This window comes from Microbacterium lacus, from assembly GCF_044794305.1.
Lineage (GTDB): Bacteria > Actinomycetota > Actinomycetes > Actinomycetales > Microbacteriaceae > Microbacterium > Microbacterium lacus_B.
Genome location: NZ_CP084996.1, coordinates 3,247,574 through 3,272,669 on the forward strand (window position 1 = coordinate 3,247,574; position 25,096 = coordinate 3,272,669).

Annotated in this window: 21 protein-coding genes and 1 pseudogene; 7 read left to right on the forward strand and 15 right to left on the reverse strand. The window is 67.2% G+C overall.

All coding sequences use genetic code 11. The features are described from left to right. Positions 1 to 107 precede the first annotated feature (107 nt). The 7 genes and pseudogenes from LG299_RS15265 to LG299_RS15295 form a co-directional block, all read right to left on the reverse strand. Positions 108 to 836 carry a TSUP family transporter gene (locus tag LG299_RS15265; RefSeq protein ID WP_404431735.1) on the reverse strand — a complete coding sequence of 243 codons (729 nt, stop codon included), beginning with the start codon at positions 834 to 836 and terminating at the stop codon, positions 108 to 110. 63 nt (positions 837 to 899) lie between these two features. Then, a complete protein-coding gene (locus tag LG299_RS15270; RefSeq protein WP_404431737.1) occupies positions 900 to 2,051 on the reverse strand; it encodes a mannitol-1-phosphate 5-dehydrogenase in 1,152 nt (383 codons plus the stop codon). Next, positions 2,051 to 2,488: a PTS sugar transporter subunit IIA gene (locus tag LG299_RS15275; RefSeq protein WP_404431739.1), complete on the reverse strand. Its 438-nt coding sequence runs from the start codon at positions 2,486 to 2,488 to the stop codon at positions 2,051 to 2,053. Before LG299_RS15275 ends, LG299_RS15270 begins: the two co-directional genes overlap by 1 nt. Positions 2,489 to 2,647: 159 nt before the next feature. Next, entirely contained in the window at positions 2,648 to 4,210 is a 1,563-nt protein-coding gene (locus LG299_RS15280; RefSeq protein WP_404431740.1) for a PTS mannitol transporter subunit IICB, read from the reverse strand. Positions 4,211 to 4,226: 16 nt separating this feature from the next. Continuing rightward, complete coding sequence (gene ptsP, locus LG299_RS15285) at positions 4,227 to 5,915, reverse strand: phosphoenolpyruvate--protein phosphotransferase (RefSeq protein ID WP_404431741.1); 1,689 nt, start codon at positions 5,913 to 5,915, stop codon at positions 4,227 to 4,229. A gap of 3 nt (positions 5,916 to 5,918) precedes the next feature. Further along, complete coding sequence (locus tag LG299_RS15290) at positions 5,919 to 6,191, reverse strand: HPr family phosphocarrier protein (RefSeq protein ID WP_404434919.1); 273 nt, start codon at positions 6,189 to 6,191, stop codon at positions 5,919 to 5,921. A 264-nt stretch (positions 6,192 to 6,455) separates the two neighbouring features. Beyond that, positions 6,456 to 6,857, reverse strand: a pseudogene (locus LG299_RS15295) (hypothetical protein); the annotation flags it as partial. Here LG299_RS15295 and LG299_RS15300 point away from each other — a divergent pair. Then, positions 6,751 to 8,679, forward strand: a complete 1,929-nt coding sequence (locus LG299_RS15300) for a BglG family transcription antiterminator (RefSeq protein WP_404431743.1) — start codon at positions 6,751 to 6,753, stop codon at positions 8,677 to 8,679. The pseudogene LG299_RS15295 and the gene LG299_RS15300 overlap by 107 nt on opposite strands. 172 nt (positions 8,680 to 8,851) lie before the next feature. On the opposite strand, the gene LG299_RS15305 is transcribed toward LG299_RS15300, so the two are convergent. From LG299_RS15305 to LG299_RS15320, 4 genes are all read right to left on the reverse strand, one after another. Beyond that, on the reverse strand, positions 8,852 to 9,436 hold the full coding sequence (locus LG299_RS15305) for a GNAT family N-acetyltransferase (protein WP_404431745.1): 585 nt from the start codon (positions 9,434 to 9,436) through the stop codon (positions 8,852 to 8,854). 34 nt (positions 9,437 to 9,470) lie between these two features. Next, positions 9,471 to 10,859, reverse strand: coding sequence for an MFS transporter (locus LG299_RS15310; RefSeq protein ID WP_404431747.1), 1,389 nt, complete (start codon positions 10,857 to 10,859; stop codon positions 9,471 to 9,473). Between the two features lie 72 nt (positions 10,860 to 10,931). Next, the gene (locus LG299_RS15315; protein ID WP_404431749.1) at positions 10,932 to 12,626 is read right to left on the reverse strand and encodes a phospho-sugar mutase; all 1,695 of its coding nucleotides are present in this window, start codon (positions 12,624 to 12,626) and stop codon (positions 10,932 to 10,934) included. Beyond that, positions 12,623 to 13,456, reverse strand: a complete 834-nt coding sequence (locus LG299_RS15320; RefSeq protein WP_404431751.1) for a purine-nucleoside phosphorylase — start codon at positions 13,454 to 13,456, stop codon at positions 12,623 to 12,625. Before LG299_RS15320 ends, LG299_RS15315 begins: the two co-directional genes overlap by 4 nt. A gap of 92 nt (positions 13,457 to 13,548) precedes the next feature. Between LG299_RS15320 and LG299_RS15325 the strand changes: the two genes are divergently transcribed. Then, positions 13,549 to 14,997 carry an NAD(P)H-quinone dehydrogenase gene (locus LG299_RS15325; protein WP_404431753.1) on the forward strand — a complete coding sequence of 483 codons (1,449 nt, stop codon included), beginning with the start codon at positions 13,549 to 13,551 and terminating at the stop codon, positions 14,995 to 14,997. A 108-nt stretch (positions 14,998 to 15,105) separates the two neighbouring features. Here the strand turns inward: LG299_RS15325 and LG299_RS15330 are convergent, their stop codons facing one another. Next, positions 15,106 to 16,872, reverse strand: coding sequence for an acetyl/propionyl/methylcrotonyl-CoA carboxylase subunit alpha (locus LG299_RS15330; protein ID WP_404431755.1), 1,767 nt, complete (start codon positions 16,870 to 16,872; stop codon positions 15,106 to 15,108). Between the two features lie 75 nt (positions 16,873 to 16,947). Further along, a complete protein-coding gene (locus LG299_RS15335) occupies positions 16,948 to 17,640 on the reverse strand; it encodes a Maf family protein (protein WP_404431757.1) in 693 nt (230 codons plus the stop codon). Between the two features lie 47 nt (positions 17,641 to 17,687). Here LG299_RS15335 and LG299_RS15340 point away from each other — a divergent pair, with 47 nt between their 5' ends. From LG299_RS15340 to LG299_RS15355, 4 genes are read left to right on the forward strand one after another with little or no spacing between them, the layout of a single operon-like run. Then, positions 17,688 to 19,019 carry a class I SAM-dependent RNA methyltransferase gene (locus LG299_RS15340; protein WP_404431759.1) on the forward strand — a complete coding sequence of 444 codons (1,332 nt, stop codon included), beginning with the start codon at positions 17,688 to 17,690 and terminating at the stop codon, positions 19,017 to 19,019. After that, on the forward strand, positions 19,016 to 19,696 hold the full coding sequence (locus LG299_RS15345) for a response regulator (RefSeq protein ID WP_404431761.1): 681 nt from the start codon (positions 19,016 to 19,018) through the stop codon (positions 19,694 to 19,696). Before LG299_RS15340 ends, LG299_RS15345 begins: the two co-directional genes overlap by 4 nt. Continuing rightward, entirely contained in the window at positions 19,693 to 20,937 is a 1,245-nt protein-coding gene (locus tag LG299_RS15350) for an ATP-binding protein (protein WP_404431763.1), read from the forward strand. The genes LG299_RS15345 and LG299_RS15350 overlap by 4 nt, the downstream gene beginning before the upstream one ends. Next, positions 20,934 to 22,013 carry a hypothetical protein gene (locus LG299_RS15355; RefSeq protein WP_404431765.1) on the forward strand — a complete coding sequence of 360 codons (1,080 nt, stop codon included), beginning with the start codon at positions 20,934 to 20,936 and terminating at the stop codon, positions 22,011 to 22,013. Before LG299_RS15350 ends, LG299_RS15355 begins: the two co-directional genes overlap by 4 nt. 266 nt (positions 22,014 to 22,279) lie before the next feature. Here LG299_RS15355 and LG299_RS15360 read toward each other — a convergent pair whose 3' ends face one another. Together LG299_RS15360 and LG299_RS15365 are read right to left on the reverse strand one after the other, a co-directional pair. After that, a complete protein-coding gene (locus tag LG299_RS15360) occupies positions 22,280 to 22,516 on the reverse strand; it encodes an acyl-CoA carboxylase subunit epsilon (RefSeq protein ID WP_404431767.1) in 237 nt (78 codons plus the stop codon). Then, positions 22,513 to 24,102, reverse strand: a complete 1,590-nt coding sequence (locus LG299_RS15365) for an acyl-CoA carboxylase subunit beta (protein ID WP_404431769.1) — start codon at positions 24,100 to 24,102, stop codon at positions 22,513 to 22,515. Before LG299_RS15365 ends, LG299_RS15360 begins: the two co-directional genes overlap by 4 nt. 123 nt (positions 24,103 to 24,225) lie before the next feature. Here LG299_RS15365 and LG299_RS15370 point away from each other — a divergent pair, with 123 nt between their 5' ends. After that, the gene (locus LG299_RS15370; RefSeq protein WP_404431772.1) at positions 24,226 to 25,023 is read left to right on the forward strand and encodes a biotin--[acetyl-CoA-carboxylase] ligase; all 798 of its coding nucleotides are present in this window, start codon (positions 24,226 to 24,228) and stop codon (positions 25,021 to 25,023) included. Positions 25,024 to 25,096: the final 73 nt, after the last annotated feature.

The following is a 25,096-nucleotide window of genomic DNA, read 5'->3' on the forward strand; positions in this document are numbered from 1 at the left end:
CACTCTCTCCCACACGTCTTCGTGTCGAACCCACGCTCGGACAACCTGACGATGTTAGCCGTTCTTAACTGAAATTCTGAATTGCACCGTAAGAGGCTGTGGAGAGTTCAGAACAACAGTGCCAGGATTCCGCGCACCAGCACCACGGTCGCTCCGGCCCACGCGATCGTGAGCATGGCTGTGCGCGCGACGCGCGGCGGCACGAACCGGGTCAGGAGTGTGCCCACGATGATGCCGGCGACAGTAGCCGCCACGAGGATCCACACGTCGGGGATGGGCGAGACCGGAAGCCCGCGGAGAGCGACCGACACCGCGCTGAACACGACGAAGATCACCTGGACGCTCGCCGCGAAGCGGCGCTGCTCCCACTTGTCGCCGACCGCGTAGGCCGCCAATGCCGGGCCTGACAGCCCGCTTGCGACGTGCATGAAACCCGCCGCAGAGCCTGCGACCACTGCTCCCGGGCGTCCGCGGAGCGAAGCCGAGAGAGCGGGGATCCAGCCAGCAATCAGTGCGAAGTACGCCATGGCGGCGATGAGGAGGAGGAGAGCGGCTTCGGGGAGCAGTCGGATCAACAGCGCCCCGAACGGTGCGGCGATGAGTCCCGGCCAGATGAGCCACCACGTGCGGCCCCACTCCACCTGGCGCCAGACCAGAGGAACGGCGCTCGAGGACGCAACCAGAGCCAGGAGAACCCCGATCGTGACACCCTCGACCGGGCCGAACAGCGCCACGATTGGACCGATCAGGACGAGCACGAAACCGAGTCCGGTGATGCGCTGGATGACCGCTGCCACGAACGCGGCGAGAGCGGCAAGAGCGAGGACGAAAGTCACGACGGGAGAGTCTACGTGGCTCGATCAAAGCGTCCGCGCACGACGGCCGTCGTGCCGACCCCGTCAGCCGAGGTCGGCTTGGCGTGCCTGAACGACCGCCTGAACGCGAGCGAAAAGCGGATGCTCGGGACCGATTCCGGTGACGGACGCGGTGAAGGATGCCGCATCCTGCTCGCGAATCATCCGTTGCAGGTCGACCGACTGCGGGTCTTCGGCGTCGTCGAACTCGAGTGCGGCACCCATGGCGGCCACCAGCGCATCGACCGAAAGACCGCGCTCCGCGGCCTCGGCGGCGGGACTGATGAACCGCTCATTCCGCGACAGTTTGCGCAGGGGCTGACGTCCGACGCGCCACACGGTGTCGGGCAGCGCGTCGTTGCGGAAGCGCTTCAGGATGGTCGCGCGGTAGTCCGCCTGCGCGACCGGGTCGAGGCCGTGCTTGGCAACCAAGAGGGCCGAGGTCTCTTCCAGAGTCGCTGCGACCTGTGCGGCGATCTCGGGGCCCGCCAAAGCATCCGAAATCTTCTCCACACCCGCGCGTGCACCGAAATAGGCCGTCGTGGCGTGGCCGGTGTTCACAGTGAAGAGCTTGCGCTCGATGTACGGCGCGAGGTCGTCGACGAAGTGGGCCCCGGGGATGTTCGGAGGGTTGTCGCCGAAGGGCGGACGCTCGATGGCCCACTCGTAGAAGGGCTCGACGGTGACGTCGACGCCGCCTCCGTCGGGCTGCCCGGGCACGATACGGTCGACGGCGGTGTTGGCGAAGACGGCGCGGGAGGCGAGGGCATCCCACGCGCCGCCGGCGAGGCCGATGATCTCGTCGCGCAACAGATCGGTGGCGTTGATCGCGTTCTCGCACGCCATGATCTGCAACGGGGGAGACGACGGGTCGCGCAGCGCGAGGGCGGCGACGATGTGCGGGGCGACGAACCTCAGGATGGTCGGGCCGACGGCGGTCGTCACGATGTTGGCGCCGGCGATCTCATCGATCACCTGGTCAGGGTGCTCGGCGCTGTTGATCGCGCGAAAACCGGTGACTACGGTGTCTTTGCCGCCCTCGCCGACTTCATGGACCGTGTAACTGTCGACAGCGTTGATCGCGTCGACCAGGGGTGCCGCGACGTCAGAGAAGATGAGTTCGTACCCGCCCTGGTGCAGCAGTAGGCCCACGAAACCTCGGCCGATATTGCCCGCGCCGAAGTGGACAGCCTTCATCAGACGCCCGCAGCCGAGACGATCTCGAAGAGTTCTTCGGGACTCTCAGCCGCTTTGAGTCGCTGCACCTCGGAATCATCCGAGAAGAGAATGGCGATCTTCGAGAGGATCTCGAGGTGCTCGTCGCCGCGACCGGCGATGCCCACGACGAAGGTCACGGGCTCTCCGCCCCAGTCGACCCCTCCGTCGTACCGCGTGATCGACAGTGCGGAAGCAAGAATCTCGGCTTTCGTTTCGTTCGTGCCGTGGGGGATCGCGAGCTCCATGCCCATGTACGTGGAGACGGTTTCTTCGCGCTGCAGCATCGCGTCGTAATAGCGGCTGGTGACGGCGCCTGCGGACTCGAGGATGTCAGCAGCTTCCTTCATCGCCTCCTCTCGCGTCGCGCTTCCGGAGTGGATGCGGACCTGACCGAGGCTCAGAACATCGAGTGCCATCTTCGTGCCTTTCTGTCTCCGCGAGTGCCGCGGACGTCATATCGAACGTATCGAGAAGTTCAAGGAATGGCCACGGGGCTCGCCTGGAGCGAACCCCGTGACCGTAAAGGCCGCGGGGCCGGAGGCCTCCCGCCGTCCGACCCCGCAGCTGTCTGTGTGCTACGCCTTGGTCTGCTGGTCGCGCACCAATTCAACGACCTCTTCGTACCTCGGCGAGTTCATGAAGTTGTCGACCGACACGTGGATCGCGTCGGGTGTCTGCTGACGCGCACGGTCAGTGAGCTGGTTCTGCGTGATGACCAGGTCGGCCGAGCTGTCCAGCGCCGCAATCGCCTTGTTGACGACCGTGACTCCCTCGATGCCGGCCTGCTTGATCTTGTTGCGCAGGACGCTGGCTCCCATCGCCGACGAACCCATACCGGCGTCGCACGCGAACACGATGTTCGACACGTGACGCTCGGTCATGGTCGCGGGCTCGATGCCGCCGCCCGCCGCCGTTGCGGCACCGCCGCGCAGGCCGCCGAGCGCGTCCGAAGACTTGCCCTTGGCCGCTTCGGTCTGCGTGATCGCAGCGCCGAAGGCGTCGTCGGTCGCTGCCATCGCCTCGAGGTCGCGCTTACGCGAGGCGCGAAGGATGATCCCAGCGATCAGGAAGGTGACCGCGGCCGAGAGGATGACGGACAGGATTACGGCCAGATACGAGCCGGAAGCCGTCTGCGCCAGGACCGCGAAGATGCTGCCTGGAGCGGCAGGCGCTCGAAGCGCACCTCCCATGAGCATGTTCGTCGTGACACCGGTCATGCCCCCGGCGATGAGCGCGAGGATGACGACCGGCTTCATGAGCGCGTACGGGAAGTACACCTCGTGGATGCCACCGAAGAACTGGATGATCGCCGCGCCCGGAGCCGAGGCACGTGCCGCGCCGAGACCGAAGATCGCGAAGGCCATCAGCAAACCGAGGCCGGGACCGGGGTTCGCCTCGAGCAGGAAGAGGATTGACGCGCTGTTGTCAGCGTCGGCTGCTTGCTGGATTCCCAGCGGGGTGAGAACGCCGTGGTTGATGGCGTTGTTGAGGAACAGCACCTTCGCCGGCTCGATCACGATGCTCGTGAGAGGGAGCAGGTTCATCTCTACGAGCCAGTTGACCGCGTTGCTGAGCGTTGACATGACGCCGTTGACCAGCCAGGCGATCGGGTAGAACCCGATGACGGCCAAGACGAAGCCCCAGATGCCGGCCGAGAACATGTTCACGAGCATCTCGAAGCCGGCTTTGATCTTGCCTTCCCACAGGCTGTCGAGCCAGCGCATCGTGTACGCCGCGATCGGTGCCATGATCATCGCACCGATGAACATGTGCACCTGCCCGAGCTGCGAGGCTCCTTCGGCAAGTCCGGCGTTGAAGTCGGCGATCAGCTTGTCGGAGCCCGCGATCGCGCCCATGACGGCGATGGAGGCAACGACACCGCCGCGGACGCCGTAAATGATGGCTCCACCGGTGTAGGCGATGATGATCGGCAGAAGGTAGTGGATGAACGGTCCGACGATTGTCGAAAGGTCGGCGTTCGGAGTCCACCCCACATCGATGAAGAACGCCGTAAAGATACCCCAGGCGATGAGCGCAGGGATGTTCGGCATGATCATGCCGGACAGGTACGTGCCGAAGCGCTGGACTCCGACTCGCGCCTTGTTGGTGCCCGCCTGGGGCACTGACGCCGTTGTCATGGCTGTGTCTCCTTCATCATTCGGATTGTGTGGCCGCGCGTGCGGCCGTTCGGGATTCTGCGGCCGCACGGGCCGCATCTCTGGCAGAGGCCGCGCCATTCGCGGCCAGGGCTGCCTCGGCGATCGTTCGGGCATCGTCGAGGGAGTATTCGAGGAGTGAGGCACGCACGTCCGCGAGGGCCGTGGGCGCCATCGACAGCGACGTCGCGCCGAGGCCGACCAGGACGACCGCCAGGAGCGGATCAGCCGCTGCCTCGCCGCAGATGCCGACGGGCTTGCGGTTCGCGCGACCGGCGTCGCCGACCTCGCGGATGAGCCGCAGCACCGCGGGGTGCCACGGGTCTTGGAACGATGCCACCGAGCCGAGCAGTCGGTCTGCCGCCAGCGTGTACTGGGTGAGGTCGTTCGTGCCGATCGAGGCGAAATCGCTGTTCACGAGGATCCGGTCGGCCAGCAGTGCCGAAGACGGCACCTCGACCATGACTCCGGCGGTCTTGACGCCGTAGTCCCGGGCAATGTCGACGAAGTAGTCGGCTTCTTCGACCGTGGCCACCATCGGCGCCATGACCCACAGGTCGGCGTCGGTGGCAGCATCCGCCTGCGCCAGCGCCGTCAACTGCTCACGCAGGATGTCTTCGCTCGCACGCAGGGCACGGATGCCTCGGAGCCCGAGTGCCGGGTTCTCTTCGTGCGCGTCGTTGAGGAACGCCAGCGGCTTGTCGGCTCCGGCGTCGAGGACGCGTACGACGACCTTCTTGCCGGGGAACGCCGCGAGCAGCTCGGTGTACGCCTCGCGCTGCTGTTCAATCGTGGGTGCCTGGCTCGAGCTCAGGAAGAGGAACTCCGTGCGGAAGAGCCCCACGCCCTCGGCGCCGAGTTCCACCGCTTCTGCGGCACCTCCCGGCTTGCCGAGGTTGGCCAACAGTGGCACCGGGGTGCCATCCGCGAGAGCACCGTCGGTGATCGGAGCCGATGAGGCCGACGCGCGCGCATCGGCACGGTGCTGGGCCTGGTCGAGGTCTGCCGCCGAGGGGTTCGTCGTCACGACGCCCTTCGCGGCATCCACGATCACCATCTCGCCTTCGGCGAGATCCTTCGCGCCGACCGTACCGACGACCGCGACGATCGACTTCTCGCGGGCGAGGATCGCGGTGTGCGAGGTCGGTCCGCCTTCGGTGGTGATGAGCGCGAGCACCTTGTCGAGATCCAGGAGCGCAGTGTCGGCCGGAGCCAGGTCTTTGGCGACCAGCACGAACGGGTGCCCGGGGTCGGGAACGCCAGGTGCCGCGACACCGCGAAGACGCGCGATGACCCGCTGCGCGACGTCGTCGAGGTCGGCGGCGCGCTCGCCGAGATAGCCGCCCATCGCGACCAACTGCGCGCGGAACGACGCGAACGCATCGTGCACCGCAAACTCCGCAGTCTTGCCCGCAGCGATACGGTCGTCGATCTCGGATTCGAGTGTCGGGTCTTCGGCCATCATGGCCTGCGCCTCGAGCACATCCTGTGCCGCGCCGCCCGCCTGGGCGCCACGGGCTTCGAGTTCACGCGCGACGGCCGCGACGGCCTCACGGGCGCGGGTCGTCTCTTCGTCCGCGCTGATCTCGCTCGCCGCATCGCTGGGTGCGGGCAGAGGTTCTGCCATCCGCGCGACGGGTCCCTGGGCTACTCCCAGGCCGATTCCTACTCCACGAAGCTCAGCCATGATCTACTCCGCATCGTGATCGGTCGCGAGCAGTTCGCTCAGGGTGTCCAGCACCGCTTCGGCGTTGTCGCCGTCCGCAGTAAGAGTGATGTAGTCGCCCTGCTCGATTCCGAGCGATATGACGCCGAGAATGCTTGCCGCGTTCACGGGTTTACCGGCATCCTTCGCGATGGTGATCGGGATGCCGGATTCCTTGGCAGCCTGTGCGAAAAGCTTTGCGGGGCGGGCGTGCAGGCCGTGGGAGGAGCCGATCCGGACTGTCCGGGTGAGGGGCATCAGCCTGTCCTTTCTCTCGTCGTGCGGTGGGTGGTCTGAAGTGGCGGGCGCGCCGGCGTTTGCGAGGGGAAGGGGCAGGCTGCCCGCGGTCTGGAGGGTCCCCCCGGAGCCTCCGACCGCGGCGCGGACCAATTCGAGTGTCCGCGTACCGTCGAGATCGTTGAAGATGTCGGACGGCAGCAGTACGACCGTCGTTCCGCGGAGGGCGGCGTCTCGCTCGATGCGCGTCAGCGCATGAGCGAGGTGCGGCCCCACGAGGACGACGTCCGCAGCATCGAGATCAATCGGAAGCGACTGCTCGGTGCCAGCGAAGGCGATGTACTCAAGTCCCCGGTCGTGCGCGGCGTGCCGCACGCGTTGCGCGACAAAAGTGCTGGACGCACCCGCACCGCAAACCACCAGGATCCTCATTGACCCGCCTTCCTGTGCCCATTCTTGTGAAAACGCTGGGAGCGGACAACCAGTCGTTCTTCCGCAGGGGCGGAAAGCGTTCGGGCTCTCGAGGCGCGCGACGTGGTTGACTGGCAAAGCCACCCGACGGCGCGTACAGGAGTCTTCCGTGACACGAGCGAAGCAGGACCGACTGCTGGCTCTTCTCGCGCGCGATGGCGAGTGGGCGACCGCCGCGACACTCGCTGACGCCCTCGGGGTCACGCCCCGCAGCATCCGTTCGTATGTGACCGGCGCGAACGCGCGCGTGAGCCCGGGAGTCGCGATCGAATCAGGGCCCTCGGGGTACCGCGCGGGGAGTGATGCGGCGACAGCACTACGCGCAGAAGCGGATGCCGGCACCCCCCGTGACCGTCTGCACACCCTGGTCAGGCAACTCCTCGACTCCTCTGACGGCATCGACGTGTTCGATACGGCGGAGCGCCTGCACGTGAGTTCAGCCACGTTCGATGCCGACCTCGCGCGGGTGCGAGGTCTGCTCGGAGGCACGCAGCTGACGCTGGAGCGGTCTGCCGCTCGTGCGCGGCTCCGCGGGACCGAGGCTGCTCAGCGGCGCCTGCTGAGCCGGCTCGCGCACGATGAAATGGATGCTGGATCCTTCGATCTCGCAGCGCTGCGCCGCACGCTCGGCGAAGGCTCGGTCGGTGCGAACGCGTTCGGCCCGTTCAAGACCGATCTGGTCGCGCGCCTGGGCGCGCTCGGGTGGTACGTCAACGAGTTCGGCATCTCGGACGTCGTGATGCACATCGCGATCGCCGCCGACCGGGTCTCGCGCGACCGGCCGCTCGAATCGGCGGCCGAGGACGGCCGTGCTTCGCATCCCGGGGTCGCCGAGATCCTCGATGAGCTCGCTGAGCGGCACTTCGGTGTGCGCCTCGGCGGGGGAGACCTGAAGCACCTCACGACCCTTGTCCTCACCCGGGTCGTCGCACCCGGCGGCGCTGCGCCGCAAGATCAGGCGCGCGCAAGCCTCGAGCCCGAAGTGGAGCACGTCGTGCGCGAGGTCGTCGGGGAGGCAGCATCCGAATTCCTTGTCGACATCGCCGACGAGGATTTCATCGTGCGTCTGGCGCTCCACGTGCAGAACCTCCTGCACCGGTCGCGGGAACAGGCATGGTCGCGCAATCCGCTCACGCGCTCGCTCAAGTCGACGTACCCGATGATCTTCGAAGTCGCCGTGTTCATCGCCAACGGCCTGCACGAGCGGCTCGGCATTCCGCTGCTCGACGACGAGATCGCCTACATCGCGATGCACGTCGGCGGTCGCCTCGAGCGCAGTAGACGGGCTGATCAGCTTCTGACCGCGACCATCGTGTGCCCCGGCTATTACGAGCTGCACGAACTGCTGCGGTCGAGCGTGGACCGCTCGCTCGGGCAAGCGATCGAGGTGGTCGGCGTCGAGACTCGCGTGGACCCCGACTGGTCGTCGATCGATACCGACCTCGTGCTCACCACGATCGACCCGGCCGCTGCGGCGGACCGCGGCGAGCGAATTGTGCGCATCCAGCCGTTCCTCACCGAGTCCGACGTCGAGCGGGTGCAGGCCGCGGCCGGTCGCATCCGTCGCGCTCGTCGCTTGACGCGCCTGCGCTCCGAACTCGAGGGGTACTTCGAGCCCTCGGCTTTCCTCCGCGGCCTGGACGGGCTCGACGAGGAGGCGGTGATCCGGCGGCTCGGCGCACTATTGACAGCGCAGGGCGTGATCGACGACGACTACGTCACGAGGACGATTCAGCGTGAGCGGCTCTCGTCCACCGGGTTCACCGACGCGCTCGCGGTGCCCCACGCCCTGGGAATGACAGCGACTCGCACGGCCATCGCGATCGGCATCGCCGATCCGTCGATCGCGTGGGGCGAGGGGCGCGTGCAGGTGGTCGCGATGGTCGCATTCTCCGAGAACGATCGCGAGGCGTTCCAGACCGTGTTCGAGCAGTTCGTCGAAGTGTTCAGCGAGCGCGACAGTGTGCAGCGCATCGTCCGGCGCGGCACTGACTTCGCGGCCTTCTTGGACGAGCTCGTCGCCGTCATCGACGGCTGAGTTGTCACCGGCGGACGCCGAGGCCGGACGCCGAGGCCCGGATGTCCGCCAGGCGTGCCAGTTGCAGGCCCACTTCGCTGTTGGGCGCCCTCACAGCGCCGGAGACACCGGTTCCCCCTGCAACTCGCACGTGTGAGCACACGAACCGGCGGGCGGATGCCGCGGCCAGGCGCTAGCCGCGGGCGAGGCGCTGCTGAAGGCCGAGGCGAACGGCGGGCCATTCAGCCGGAAGGATCGAGAACACCACGGTGTCGCGGAGCGTGCCATCGGGGCCGAGCTTGTGGTTGCGCAGGACGCCGTCCTGTTTCGCGCCGAGCCGGGCGATCGCCGCGCGGGACTGTTGGTTGTGCCAGTGAGTACGAAACTCGACCGCTATCGCCTCGCACCGCTCGAACGCGTGGCCCAGCGTGAGCAGCTTCATCGCCGAGTTCACTGCGGTGCGCTGGGCGTCCACTCCGATCCAGGTGTAGCCGATCTCGACGTGCCGGTTGGGCTGGTCGATGTTGCAGAACGTCGTCATGCCGACGACGCGTCCGCTGTCGAGCCGTCGCACGGCCCAGGGGTTCATCATGCCGTCGTCGCGCCAGGCCAGTCGCTGGGCGATGTCTGACTCGATCGTCTCGGGCGTCGGCACGGACGTGTACCAGGCGTGCTCAAGCCCTGCCGCCGCGGCGGCGAGGTCGTCGGCGTGCGAAACATCGAGCGGCTCGAGCCGAACCCACGGGTTCTCGAGCACGAGGGCGTCTGTCAGCAGCATCCTTCGAGCCTAGATCCCGACTCCGGCGACGACGTTACCGATCAGGGTCCTGCGGGTGCATGGCCTCTTCGACCGCGGCGGCCGCTTCGGCCGGATCATCGCCCGGCAGCTGTGAGGCTGACCGCGCCGCAGCGATGGCGCGCTTGCCAGCGGGGAGGAGGAGCGCCGCAGCCATCACCACGAAGGTCAGGATTCCGGCGGCGATCAGCAGGACCTCGATCGACACGACATCGGCGAGGGGTCCGAAGACGAGCATGCCCAACGGCATGGCAAGTGCCATCACGATGCCGACGAAGCCGAAGACGCGGCCCTGACGCTCGGGCTCGACGGTCTCTTGCAGAAGCGTGAAGGACGGTGTCGAGAAGAACGGCACCGCGAGACCCACCAGGAACATGAACCCGAAGAACAGCCAGATGTTGCCCGACAGACCCAAGCCGATCGACAGTCCGCCGAACACCACGGAGGAGGTGATGATCATGCCGATGCGACTGCGCTTCGCGAAGATCGACGCGACCAGGATGCCGCCGAGCACCATGCCGATGCTGAAGGCGACCTCGAGCACGGCGAGGTTGACGACGTTCTGCTGCTCGCCCGCGTCGAACGAGCGCACGAGCATCAGCGGGGTGAGGTTGGACGGTGCGACGGTGAGCACGAAGATGACGGCGAACAGGATGAGCAGCCACCGCACGAACGCGTGATGGGCGATGTATTTCACGCCGTCGACGAGGTCGGCGAAGTACCCGGTCTCGACGTCGCTCGCGCGCCGCACGGCGGCCACGGGAATGAGCAGCAAGAACCCGATTCCGATCACCGCGGTCACGAAGTCGATGAAGAAGATCGGTACGAGCGCGGCCGATGAACCGCCCGTTGACGCGGATGACCACGCGTAGATGGCGCCGGCGGCGGCGGGAGAGAGCAGCGCCATGGCCGACTGAATCGAGCCGTTGATGCCGTTCACCCGAATGAGATTGCGCATGGGCACGATTTGGGGAAGCAGCGCCGCGACCGCCGGCATCTGGATGCCGGCTCCGGCCGAGCGGATCGCCAGCGCGAGGAAGATGATCCACGGCGCGTCGATGCCGTTCATCATGATGATCGCCAACGCGAGCGTCGTCAGAGCGATCGCGGAGTCCGCGCCGATGATCAGGAACTTGCGGTTGTGCCGGTCTGCCCACACACCGCCGAAGATCGAGATGATCGCCTGCGGAAGAAACCCGAACAGCGCCGCGAGCATCATGATGACGCCCGACTGGTAGGTGATCGTCAGATACCAGAAGACCGCGTACTGCACGAGCATCGAGCCGAACAGGCTGACCGTCTGTCCGCTGAGGAACAGGACCGTCTTGCGGAGCCAGTGCGCCGGGTCGGATGCCGATGCCGAGGCATCCGTCACGTTCTCATCGTCCGCTTGCGCGCCGACCATCCGCCACTCCCGTCCTGCACCGCGCGCGAAAAGTCGCGCACAGACACCCTAGCCGCGAGGTCGGACGTTCGCTCAGGCGAGGTCGTCGAGGAGCGCCCGGGCTCCCGCCGCAAGAGCTGCAATGCGCTCGTCGGCCCCCTGTCGGGTGTCCGCCTGCACGTCGAGGTAGATCTTGAGTTTCGGCTCGGTGCCGCTCGGGCGAACGATCATGCGCGATCCGTCGACGAGCCAGAGGCGCAGCACGTCACCGGGAGGGAAGCCGTCCACGCCTTCGAGCAGGTCGTCGACTCGATCAACGGCCACATCGCCGATGGCGGACGGATGCTGCGCCCGCAGCGCCGCCATGATGCGCCCGATCGTCGAGACGTCGTCGACCCGGATCGATACCTGATCGCTGGCGAAGGCCCCGAAGGTCGCGTCGAACTCACTCAGCAGATCAGCGACCGACGCTCCGCGGCCGCGTGCCTCGGACGCGATACCGAGCATCGCGATTGCTGCCGAGATTCCGTCCTTGTCGCGGACGGTGTCGGGGTTGACCAGGTAGCCCAGTGCCTCTTCGAACCCGAAGATGATGCCGGGTGCGCGCGAGATCCATTTGAAACCGGTGAGGGTGGAGTGGAAGTCGAGGCCGTAGTGGGAGGCGATCGCGGCGAGCCCGGGCGACGACACGAGCGAGCACGCCAGTGAAGCGCCTTCGGTGTGACCGGCTTCGGCCGCGTGCGCAGCGGCGCGCCAGCCCAGCAGCAATCCGATCTGGTTGCCCGAGAGTTTGCGCCACCCGCCATCGACAGAGTCGTCCGGAATCGCCACGGCGAGCCGGTCGGCGTCCGGGTCGTTTGCGATGATCAGCTCGGCGCCCACCGCACGCGCGGTCTCGAACGCCAAGTCCATCGCTCCGGGCTCTTCGGGATTGGGGAACGCGACGGTGGGAAAAGCGCCATCGGGCTGGATCTGGGCGTCGACGAGGGCAGGCGACGGGTACCCGGCATCCTCCACGATGCGTGCCAGCGTCTGCCACCCCACGCCGTGCATGGCGGTGTAGACCCAGGCCAGACCCTCCGCGCCTTCGGGCGCGGGTGCGACGGCGGCCGTCGCGGCGATGTACTCCTCGACCACCGACTCAGGGGCCGTCTGGACCGCGAGCGAGCGCGGCAGCGCGGCAATGTCGCCGTCGGCTGCGACCGCATCGATGTGCGCGGCGATGTCGGCATCGGCGGGTGAGACGATCTGGGCGCCCTCATTGGCGCCGCCGAGGTACACCTTGTAGCCGTTGTCGTTGGGCGGGTTGTGGGATGCGGTGACCATGACACCGGCGGCGGCGGCGTAGTGGCGCACCGCGAATGCGAGCACGGGCGTGGGAAGGAGACGCGGGAGGAGGATGGCGCGTAGCCCCGCTCCCGCAAAGATCTCGGCCGAGTCGCGGGCGAAGACGTCGGAGTTGCGCCGTCCGTCGTAGCCGACGATGACCGTCGGGGTCTCGCCGTCAGGGTTGACGTTCGCCAAGAGGTAGCGAGCGAGTCCCGCCGCGGCCTGGCAGACCAACACGCGGTTCATCCTGTTGCTGCCCGCACCGAGCTCGCCTCTGAGCCCTGCCGTGCCGAACGCCAAGCGGCCGTCGAACCGATCGGCGAGATCGGCTGCCGCCGCAGCATCCCCGTCCTGTGCTGCCGTCAGCAGCGAACGCAACTCTTCACGCGTCTGAGGGTCCGGGTCTTGCGCGAGCCACGACTGCGCTTGATCGCGCAACGCCGGATCGACCGCGCTCACATCGCCCCGATCACGCGGGCGAGCAACGACGAGATGACCGGCTCGGCGTCGCGGCCGGCTTCGATGACTTCTTGGTGGCTGAGCGGCGTGGTCTGAATTCCTGCCGCCATGTTGGTGATCAGCGAGAAGCCGAGAACCTCCATGCCCGTCTGTCGGGCGGCGATCGCTTCGAGCGCGGTCGACATTCCGACGATATGTCCGCCGAATGTCTTGGCCATGCGCACCTCGGCGGGCGTCTCGTACTGCGGTCCGCGGAACTGGCAGTAGACGCCCTCGTCGAGGCTCGGGTCGATCGTGCGTGCGAGATCCCGCAGTCGCATCGAGTAGAGGTCGGTGAGATCGATGAAGGTCGCGCCCTCGAGCGGTGAAGCCGAGGTGAGGTTGATGTGATCGCTGATGAGCACGGGAGTGCCGGGCTTCCAGTTCGGCTTGATGCCGCCGGCGCCGTTCGTGAGCACCATGGTGCGCACTCCGGCGGCGGCCGCTGTGCGCACACTGTGCACGACTCTGCGCACCCCGTGGCCCTCATAGAAGTGCGTGCGTGCGCCGATGACCAGCACGTGCCGCCCCTTGGGCGTGCGTACACTGCGCAGCGTGCCGGCATGTCCTTCGAGAGCGGGGGCGCTGAACCCGGTCACCTCGGTGGCGGGAAAGGTTGCGACCGTCTCGCCGAGCAGTTCGGCAGCCTTACCCCATCCGCTGCCCAGCGTCAGGGCAATGTCATGCCGCTCCACACCAGTGAGTCGTCCGATGTCGGCGGCGGCAGCGGCGGCGACCTCGAACGGATCCGCATTCGGATCGTCGAGCGGGTTGATGGAGATCTCTGACATGCCCACCACTCTAGGAACCTGCGGCGCGCAGTGCCAGATACGCGCACGAGACGTGTCGTGGTACAGGCCGCCTGGGGGAGAGAATGGATGCCATGTCCTTGAGCTTCGAGCGCACTCAATCCGTCGCGATCATCGGTGGCGGTCCCGGAGGCTATGAAGCCGCACTCGCCGCCGCGCAACTCGGAGCTGAAGTCACGCTCGTCGAGCGCGCGGGCGTGGGTGGATCGGCTGTCATCACCGATGTCGTTCCGTCGAAGACCTTGATCGCCACCGCAGATGCGGCCATCGCGATCGCCGGTGCCGGAGACCTCGGCGTGCAGCTCTTCGCGAAGACGGCCGAGGGTAAGCCCCTCAAGCCCGAGATCGCGATCAACCTCACGGCGGTCAACAAGCGTCTGCTGGCCCTGGCTCGTCAGCAGTCCGACGACATGCGCGCCACGCTGGTCGAAGCGGGTGTTCGGATCATCTCGGGTCACGGTCGGCTCGAGGGCGACACCGCGGTCATCGTCTCGACAGGCCCCGGCGGGACCGACTTCGACCGCGTCGAAGCCGACACTTTCGTCGTCTCGGTCGGAGCATCGCCGCGCGAGTTGCCGACGGCCAAGCCCGACGGCGAACGCATCCTCACGTGGACACAGCTGTACGACATGAAGTCGCTGCCCTCGCACCTGATCGTGGTCGGGTCGGGCGTCACCGGTGCCGAGTTCGCCGGTGCCTACATGAATCTGGGCGCACAGGTCACGTTGATCTCCAGCCGCGAGCAAGTGTTGCCGGGTGAGGATGCGGATGCGGCGGCCGTCCTCGAGCGCGTGTTCAAGCGCGGCGGCATGAAGCTGTTGTCCAAGGCCCGCGCCGACAAGGTCGAGCGCACGGAGGACGGCGTCCTGGTCACGCTGTCCGACGGACGCACGATCGAGGGCAGCCACTGCCTCATGGCCGTGGGATCCATCCCGAATACCGCAGGAATCGGCCTCGAAGAAGCCGGCATCCAGTTGACCGAGTCCGGCCACATCCAGGTCAACCGCGTCGCGCGCACGTCGGTGCCGAACATCTACGCGGCCGGTGACTGCACGACCTTCATGCCGCTCGCCTCAGTGGCGGCGATGCAGGGACGCACGGCCGTGTTCCACGCGTTGGGTGATGTCGTCATTCCGCTCGAGCGCCGACGCATCACCTCGAACATCTTCACCGCACCCGAGATCGCCACGATCGGGTGGCAGGAGAAGGACGTCGAGGAAGGCTTGATCAACGCCGTCGTTCACAAGCTCCCGCTCACGTCGAACCCCCGGGCGAAGATGATGGGCTTCAAGGATGGTTTCGTGAAGCTTCTCGCCCGTCAGGGCAGCGGCACGGTCATTGGTGGCGTGATCGTCGGGCCCCGAGCATCCGAACTGATCTATCCGATCGCGATCGCCGTCGAACGTCGCCTCACCGTCGATCAGCTCTCGCGAGTATTCGCGGTCTACCCCTCGCTCACCGGCAGCATCACCGACGCTGCGAGGGCGATGCACATCGTCGATCGGGCCAACGAGGACGGCTGAGCCCGGACGAGTCGCTCTGCCGCGCTGACCGCGAGAACCCAGTCCGCCGACGAAAGCTCGGTCTACACCGGTGTTCTCGTCGCGGGATTGGGTTCTCGCGGTCAGGCGTCAGCTGATGGTCAGGAGTTGGTGACCGGCCGAGACGGTGGTGCCGGCTGACGCATTGATCCCGCCGACGGTGCCGTCCTTGTGCGCCTGGATCGGCTGCTCCATCTTCATCGCTTCGAGCACGACCACCAGTTCGCCCTTGACGACCTGCTGGCCCTCTTCGACGGCGACCTTCACGATCGTCGCCTGCATGGGGGCCTTGACGGCGTCTCCGGAGGCTCCGGCCATGACGGTCGTCGAATGGGTGCGGCGTGAGGGTGGCACGGCGGTGGGTCGACCGATCTTCGTCGGTGCGGCGACGATGCGGTCGGGGAGACTGACTTCGAGGCGCTTGCCCGAGACCTCGACGACCACGGTGTGCCGGGCTTCGGCGGCCGCCGGGGCCTCGAGCTCGCCATCCCACGGTGGGATGTCGTTCACGAACTCGGTCTCGATCCACCGAGTGTAGACGCCGAAGTTGCCGTCCTCCGCGGTGAACGCGGGGTCGCGGACGACCTTGCGGTGGAACGGCAGCACGGTCGGGAGGCCCGCGACCTCGAACTCGTCCAGCGCACGCCGCGCACGCTCGAGTGCTTCTGCGCGGTCGCGACCGGTGACGATGATCTTCGCCAGCAGGGAGTCGAACGCGCCCGAGACGCTGTCGCCCGCGGTCACGCCCGAGTCCAGGCGGATGCCCGGGCCGCCGAAGGTCTTGAAGACATGAATCGGGCCCGGCTGCGGGAGGAAACCACGGCCCGGGTCCTCACCGTTGACGCGGAACTCGATCGCGTGGCCGACAGTCTCGGGGTCGCCGTAGCCGAGCTCTTCGCCCTCGGCGAGACGGAACTGCTCGCGGACGAGATCGATGCCGGTCACTTCTTCAGAAACGGGGTGCTCGACCTGCAGGCGGGTGTTGACCTCGAGGAACGAGATCGTGCCGTCCGCGCCGATCAAGAATTCGCACGTTCCGGCTCCGACGTAGCCCACTTCCCGCAGGATCGCCTTGGACGAGTCGTACAGGATGCGGTTCTGCTCTTCGCTGAGGAACGGCGCCGGGGCTTCTTCGACGAGCTTCTGGTGGCGGCGCTGCAGGGAGCAGTCGCGCGTCGAGACGACGACGACGTTGCCCGCGGCATCCGCCAAGCACTGCGTCTCGACGTGTCGCGGCTTGTCGAGGTATTTCTCGACGAAGCACTCGCCTCGCCCGAAGGCTGAGATCGCTTCGCGGGTCGCCGACTCGAACATCTCGGTGATCTCGTCGAACTCGCGCGCGACCTTGAGTCCGCGCCCACCGCCGCCGTACGCGGCCTTGATCGCGATGGGCATGCCGAACTCTTCGGCGAAGGCTGTGACCTCGGACGCATCGGCGACGGGTCCAGGGGTACCGGGGGCCAGGGGTGCGCCGACCTTCTCGGCCACGTGCCGTGCGGTCACCTTGTCGCCGAGAGACTCGATCGCCTCGGGGGAGGGACCGATCCAGATCAGACCGGCGCCGATCACCGCACGGGCGAACTCTGCGTTCTCGGCCAGGAATCCGTAGCCCGGGTGGACGGCGTCCGCGCCGGAGCGGCGGGCCACCGAGAGAATCTTCTCGATCGACAGGTACGTCTCGGCGCTCGTCGTGCCTTCAAGCGCATATGACTCGTCGGCGAGGCGCGCGTGCATCGCGTCTCGATCTTGGTCGGCATAGACGGCAACGGAGGACTTGCCGGCATCGCGCGCGGCGCGGATGACACGGACGGCGATCTCGCCGCGGTTAGCGATGAGCACCTTGGCGATGGAGGGCATGGATGCCAGCCTACCGACGGCGTCGGCTGCGCTTTTGGCTGGCTCGCACAAGAACCAGCCAAAAACGTGGGTGTCCTACGACAACCCCGGACGTGCATCCTCCGGCGGGGTGAGCGAGGGGTCGACCGTGTTCCAGAGTGCGGTCCACTCGACATCGAGCGCGCGGACCAGGTGCCGAAGCGTCGAGAGCGACATTCCGACCACCGTGGAGGGATCCCCCTCCACCCGCTCGATGAACGCGCCACCGAGACTGTCGACCGTGAAGGCCCCGGCAACCTGGAGGGGCTCGCCGGAGTCGACGTAGGTGTCGATCTCTGCGTCGCTCACGTCGGCGGCGAAGGTGACGGATGCCTCGGCCACCGCGTGGACTTCGCGCGATGCCGCGCCAGGCTGAACGCGCACGACGGCGTGACCGGAGTGCAGCACACCCGTGCGCCCGCGCATCGCGCGCCACCGTGCGGTGGCGACCTCCGGTGTGTGCGGTTTGCCGAGCACCTCGCCGGCGAGTTCGAACATCGAGTCGCCGCCGATCACGATGCCGTCGAAGTCGGGGATGTCATCGACCAGGCGGGCGGCGACCTCGGCTGCTTTGCGGCGTGCGAGCAGCAGAACGTGCTCGTCGGGGGCGAGTGTGCGGCCCTCGGCAGCTTCGACCGCCTCGATGACAGCCTCTTCATCGACAGCGGGGGCGACGGTGAGCGGACGGATCCCGAACTGCTGCAGCAACATCGAACGGGCGGGTGAAGTCGAGGCCAGGCAGACGCGCATGAAGTAACGGTAGTCGTGCGGGACGTGTGCTGTGGGATGCTCGAACAATGGCTGACGGCGACCTCATTGACCTCGAGATCACAGGAGTCGCCCACGGCGGCGTGTTCGTGGGGCGCCACGAAGGACGCGTCGTGTTCGTGCCCGACTCGATTCCCGGCGAGCGCGTGCGCGTCCGACTGACCGACACCGGAAAGAACTCGTTCTGGCGTGGCGATGCGATTGAGGTGCTGGATGCCTCTCCCCATCGCCGCGCGCACGTGTGGCGTCAGGCCGACATCGATGTTCGCCCCGAGCGCCGCCCGGGCGGCGCCGACTTCGGGCACATCGACCTCGCCCACCAGCGCGAGTTGAAGTCGACCGTCATTCACGATGCGCTTCAGCGGATCGGCGGACTCGAGGCGCCGGTCACCATGTCGCCTGCCGCATCCGTCCTCTCTCGTGGCGGTGAGATCGCTCAGATCGAAACCTCCGACGGCACCAGGTGGCGTACACGGGTGAGCCTGCACGTCGACGCCGAAGGTCGCGTCGGCCCGTACGCCGGGCGTAGTCACCGGGTGATCGCCGTCGATGACCTTCCGCTGGCCACCGCCGCGCTCGAAAGCGCTGCCCTCGACATCCGTCACGGCGAGACCGGGCGCGTCGACCTGGTACAACCCGCTGATGGCGAGGTGCGCGTTCTGGCGCGGCCCGAATACGTCCGCCCGGTCACGGGAGCGCCGCGACGGACCCGCAGCGATCGCGGACCCGATCCGCGTCGTGAGGTCGTGATCGAACGCGTCGGCGACAAGGAGTTCCGGGTCGATGTCGGCGGATTCTGGCAGGTGCACCGCCTTGCGGCCCACTCGCTCACCTCGCTCGTCACCGAGACTCTTCACAGCGTGGGAATCGATTCGGATGCCTCGCACCTCGACCTCTACGGCGGTGTCGGACTGTTCGCCGCAACGCTGGCGGGGCTCGCTGGCGAGCACACTCACGTCACCAGTGTGGAATCCGATCAGCGCGCGACCCTCCATGCGTCCGAGAACCTCGCCGAATGGTCCGGCGCGCGCGCCGTGACCGGTCGCGTCGACCGGTGGATCGGTCGGCACCTGGCCGAAGCATCCGCTGTCGAACGCGAACGTCTCTCACGCGGAGTCGTGCTTCTCGACCCGCCGCGTGCCGGCGCCGGACGTGAGGTCGTTGAGGGTATCGCTGCGATGCGACCGGCGACAGTCGTCTACGTCGCCTGTGACCCTGTCGCACTGGCACGCGACCTCGGTACCTTCCGTGCGGCCGGATACGCGACCTCCCGCGTCGACGCCGTCGACCTTTTTCCGAACTCCCACCACGTCGAGGCCGTCGCACTCCTCACCCGAGAAGGCGCGGGCACGACGCCATGACCAGGATCGCGCTGATCGACGACCACGAGTCGGTTCGTCTCGGACTTGAGGCCGCATGCGTCCGCGCAACGACGCTCGTCGTGGTGTTCTCGGGGAGCACCGTGACCGACTACGTGAACTGGCGCGCCTTCAGTGGTTCGCCCCCCGCGGACGTCGTCGTGCTCGATCTCACCCTCGGCGACGGCACGACGGTGACCGAGAACGTGCGCAGGCTGGCCGCCGACGGCTCCAGCGTGCTCATCCATTCCGTCGCCGATCGCCCGGCCGCGGTCCGCGAGGCGTTGGCCGTCGGTGCCGCCGGAGTCGTCAGCAAGTCCTCCCCGATCGACGACGTGACGAGTGCGATCCGCACCGTGGCCCACGGTGAGCCCCTGAACAACGTCGAATGGGCCAGTGCCGTGGACGGCGACCGCGCGTTCGCCGACGCGCAACTGTCGGCACGCGAGCGTGACGTTCTGCGCCTGTACGCCGCAGGTCTTCCGCTGCGAGCAGTCGCCGATCAGCTGGGGGTCGCGTACTCCACAGCCAAAGAGAACATCACTCGAGTGCGCATCAAGTATGTCGAGGTCGGTCGGCCCGCCCCGACCAAGATCGATCTGCTCCGCCGGGCTATGGAGGACGGCATCCTCGCCGAGCCGGACGGACCGGCCGATCTCGCCGAGGACGCCCGCAGGTGACCACCGCGTCGGACGCCGCCACCCTCGAGGATGCCTGGGGGCACATCGCCCCGACACGGGGTGCCACGGGGGCGGCGGGATCCTTCACGCGCATTCGGATCGAACGCATTTTCATGCTCATCGCGGCTTTGAGTTCGCTGGTGCTGGGCATACAGGCCGTGTTCGCGATTCTCGGCAGCACGGAAGAGCAGGCCGCGTGGCGTGATCCGCTGGTCACCGTCGTGTTCGTGTCGCTCGGCGCGATGATCCTCGCGTGTGTGCTCGGGAGAGGCGTGCGCCTGGCCGCTGGCGCCTTCGCGGTCATCTTCGTGCTCGCGCTGGCGATCTGGCCGATCGCGACAGCGGGTTCCCAGCCGCAGGCGACGGATCTGCCTTGGATTTGGTATCTCGTCAACATCGCCACCCTCGCCGCTGTGCTCGCTTTCCCCCTTCCGCTGCAGATCGTGTGGACGGTGCTGGCGCCCGTGATGTTCGGCGTTGTGCGGCTGGTGCAGGGCGGATTCACCCCTGGCTTCTGGCTGGCGGTCGGGCTCGACGTATCGTTCACGCTGATCATCGGGGGTATCGTGCTCACGTTGGCGTGGGTCTTTCGCGCCGTGGCGGCGAACGTCGATGAAACACGCGCCCGAGCGGTCCATTCGTACGCCCGGGCCGCAGCCGCAGACGCGGCCGAACAAGAACGCGTCGCGGTGGCTGCACTCATGCACGACAGCGTGTTGGCCGCTCTGATCGCGGCCGAGCGTGCCGAAAGCCCGCGCGCGCAGATGCTCGCCACGGCGATGGCGCGTGAGGCGCTCACGCGCCTGGCCAACACCGAGCAGGGTGCCGAGGAGGGGAGCGACGCCCCTCGTGAACCGCGAACCATCGCCGACGACATCGAAGCGGCGGCCGCCGAACTCGGCGTCGTCATCGAGGTCGAGCGTGACGTACGCGGCGTCGCTCCGCTACCCGGCCGCGTCGCTCGCGCGCTGGCGCTCGCGGCGACCCAGGCCGTGGCCAATGCGCTACAGCACGCAGAGGGATCCGAGCTGTCGGTGCGGGTGACCGCGACCGGGGTCTGGGTGCGGATCGACGTCATCGACAACGGTTCGGGCTTCGCGGTCGACGACGTCGCCGAAGACCGACTCGGCATCCGCGCATCGATCGTCGCGCGGGTGGCGGCGGTGGGAGGAACGACGGCGATCACCTCGAGCGACGCAGGGACCTCTGTGCGACTGACCTGGCTGCGGGGTGCCGCATGATCAGCGTCCGCAACATCCTTGTCGGTCTCGCCGTCGCCTTCACCGCGTATCTCGCGGTGCGAGGACTGTGGTGGACCGAACCCGTTCCGCATCCGTACGTTGTCGTGGCCACCCTCGTCCTGTTCTTGGTCACAACCTGGCTCTGTGTGTTCTGGGAACCGGAGGGTGGCGAGCCAGCGGCACCGACCAACCCCGCTGATCCGACCGCCATGTCCGCGCGGGGCGCGACGACACGACTCCCGGTGTGGGGTGCGGTGCTGGGGCTGGCCTGCGCCGCGATCATTCCGAGCGCTGTGGCGTACGGCGTCGGACAGGACGCGCGCACGGCATCGTTCGCCACCTGGTATCTCGGCGGAATCGGTGCGCTGATGACGATCGTCATGGTGCGTGGGCGACCATGGGTCGCCTGGAGCGGAATCGCGTTGCTCGCTGTCGCGTCGATGGCGTGGATGCGACCTCTCCCGGCCCTCGCGCTGGGGTTGGTAGGGGCGTTCCTCTGGGTTGGAGTGACCCAATTGCTCCTCGGAGCACTGGATCGCGCGGCCCGCGACACCGCGCAACTCACCGAACTGCAACGGGCGGCCTCGGGCTGGCAATCGGCGCAGGTGGTGCGGCAGCGAGAACGTCGCGTTCAGATCCAGCGTGCGCTGAAGATCGCCGGCCCCACTCTCACCCGCACCGTTGCTGCGGCGGGAGCGCTCAGCGCCGAAGACCGCGTCGAAGCTCGGCTCGCCGAGGGGCGGTTGCGCGACGAGCTCCGGGCTCCCGGCCTTCTAGATGACGACGTGCGCGACGCCCTTGAGCGCGCGCGTCGCCGCGGCGCCAACGTGACCGTGCTCGATGAAGGCGGACTGGAGGGACTCGACGACACGGCGCTGACCGTCGTCCGCGCTGAACTGGCTGAGACGTTGCGTACTGCGCAGTCCGACCGACTGATCATCCGGACGTCGCCGCACGACACGGTGGCGGTCACCGTCGTCGGACGTTCACCGGCATTGCACCGTGGAGATCAACACCTTCCGTCGGACGAGGATGCCGTGGACCTCTGGCGCGAGATCGAGCGCCCGACCCGCTGAAGTCGGATTCGGTCCTCGTCCCGGCGGGGGAGGGGAGTCGGGGCGAGGACCGAACAACCGAAGAAGGCGAGGGGCGGCGAAGCCGCCCGCCCCTCGCCTCGCGAGCGGTTACCCGAAAACCGCTCGTTTGGCCGAACCTTGGCATCACCCGGAAGGCGATGAAGGCCGGCCGAACGCGAAAACGCGTTCCAGCCCCTCAAGTATCTGACGGATTCAGAGCGTTGTCTGTAGGTCGTTTGGGGGACAAATGCCCCCAATTTCGAGACCTAGCCGATAAACCGGCCCCAACCGACATCGCGAGGGAGCGGTGCGCGCAGACCGCGTTGCGAGATAGACCACGCCGTGCGCTCAGCCGTGTCTTCGACTACGGTCGCCGCGGCCTCGCTGGCATACGACTCGCTGACGACAGCCATGAGCGCAGCGAGCTCTTCCGGCGTCGGGTCACCGCGACGAACGTCGACGGCGACGGCCGTGGGATCAACCGGGGGGGAGTCGGCGCTCACAGCGGAATGTTCCCGTGCTTCTTGGGCGGAAGCGTCGAGCGCTTGCCGCGCAGCGCCCGCAACGCCTTGGCGATGGCCACGCGGGTCTGAGCGGGCTCGATGATTCCGTCCAGCTCGCCGCGCTCGGCGGCCAGGAAGGGCGAGGCGACGTTGTAGGTGTACTCGTTCGCAAGGCGCGTGCGGACAGCCGCGACATCTTCACCGGCTTCTTCAGCCTTCTTGATTTCGCCGCGGTAGAGGATGTTGACCGCGCCCTGCCCGCCCATGACGGCAATCTCAGCGGTAGGCCAGGCGAGGTTGATGTCTGCGCCCAACTGCTTCGAACCCATCACGATGTACGCGCCGCCGTAGGCCTTGCGGAGGATCACGGTGACCAGCGGCACGGTCGCTTCGGCATATGCGTAGAGCAGCTTGGCGCCGCGGCGGATCACTCCGGTCCACTCCTGATCGGTGCCGGGAAGATAGCCGGGGACGTCGACCAGCGTCACGATCGGGATCGAGAACGCGTCGCAGAACCGCACGAACCGGCTTGCCTTTTCGCCCGCTTCGATGTTCAGGGTCCCCGCCATCTGTGACGGCTGGTTGGCGATGATGCCCACCGACCGTCCTTCGATGCGCCCGAATCCGATCACGATGTTCGGGGCGAACAGCGGCTGCACCTCGAGGAAGTCCTCGCTGTCGACTATCCGGCGGATGACCTGGTGGATGTCGTACGGCTGGTTGGGCGAGTCGGGGATGATCGTGTTCAGCGAGCGATCAGCATCGGTCGTCTCGAACTCGAAAACCGGCTCGTACGCCGGAAGCTCCGACATGTTGTTGTCGGGGAGGAAGCCGAGGAGGGTCCGCGCGTAGTCGATCGCATCGTCTTCGTCCTCGGCGAGATAGTGCGCGACACCCGAACGGGTGTTGTGCGTATACGCGCCGCCGAGTTCTTCCATCCCGACGTCTTCACCCGTCACCGTCTTGATGACATCGGGGCCGGTGACGAACATCTGGCTCGTTTTGTCGACCATCAGGACGAAGTCGGTGAGGGCGGGGGAGTACACCGCGCCACCAGCAGCCGGTCCCATGATGATCGAGATCTGCGGGATGACTCCGGATGCTCGGGTGTTCAGGCGGAAGATCTCACCGTACTTGCCGAGTGCGACCACGCCTTCTTGAATGCGGGCGCCACCGGAGTCGAGCATGCCGACGATCGGGATTCCGCTGCGGAGGGCGAGCTCCATGACCTTGATGATCTTCTCGCCGGCCGCCTCGCCCAGCGATCCGCCGAAGGTAGAGAAGTCCTGGGCGTAGACCGCCACAGTGCGACCGTGGATGGTGCCCGTCCCTGTCACGACGGAATCGCCGTACGGGCGGGACTTGTCCATGCCGAAGGCCGTGGTGCGGTGCCGGACGTACTCATCGAGTTCGACGAACGAGCCGGTATCGACGAGAAGCTCGATGCGCTCGCGCGCCGTGCCCTTGCCCTTCGCGTGTTGCTTCTGTTTGGCGACCACTTCGGGGTCGAGCACCGCCTCTTGATAGCGGGCGCGCAGGTCGGCGATCTTGCCTGCAGTGGTGAAGAGGTCGGGCTGATCGGTCACGGATTCCACCCTATCGGCGCACTCTCCCCGGAGGTTGGAGGGTTCACACAAGCGCTTCACCGATCCGCTGTCCCACTCGGCGATGCCCACCCATCCTTCGTCATCGGGCAGTAGCGTGAAAGGATGCCGTTTCCCGCAGAAGGCTTTCCTCTCGTCGCCGCGATCAGTCCGCGCGTTCAGGCGATCGAGACCACCGATTCCACCAATGCCGATCTCGTGCGACATGTGGCCGACGCCCCCGATCAGTGGCCGCACCTCTCGCTGCTGCTGACGAACGACCAGCGCGCGGGCCGTGGGCGGTTGGACCGAAGTTGGACGGCTCCTGCGGGCACCGGACTGGCGGTGTCTGTGCTGGTGGATGCGTCGGCTATACCGCCCGCATCGCGCGGCTGGATTCCGCTCATCGCTGGAGCGGCGATGACCCGCGCGATCGAGGCGCAGACCCACGGCACCGGGCATTCGGCTCGACTGAAGTGGCCGAATGACGTCCTGATGGACGGTGGGAAGATCTGCGGGATCCTGGCCGAGGTCGTGCCGGGGCATCCTGATTCCATCGTCGTGGGTGCGGGCGTCAACACGCGCATGAGCGCAACCGATCTGCCGGTCGATACCGCATCGTCGTTTCTGACACTGGGGCTCGAGGCTGACGAAGACCGGTTGCTTGCGGACTATCTGACGGCGCTCGACGAGCAGGTGCAGGCGCTCGCCGCTTCTGGCGGTGATGCGGCGGCGTCGGGTGTCCTGGGTGAGATCGAGTCGCTGTGCGTGACCCTCGGGCGCGACGTTGTGGTGTCGCTCCCGGCGAGCGAAGCGCTCATCGGTCGCGCTCAGCGCATCGACGTGGACGGCCGCCTGGTCGTGGTCGACCCGCTCGGGGTAGAGCACGCCGTCTCGGCGGGAGACGTCGAGCACGTGCGCTGAGCGAGTTTTCCCCCGCTGCTCGACACGCGGGCGGCGGGGCAACACACCGGTGTCGGCGCTCGACAGCACAATG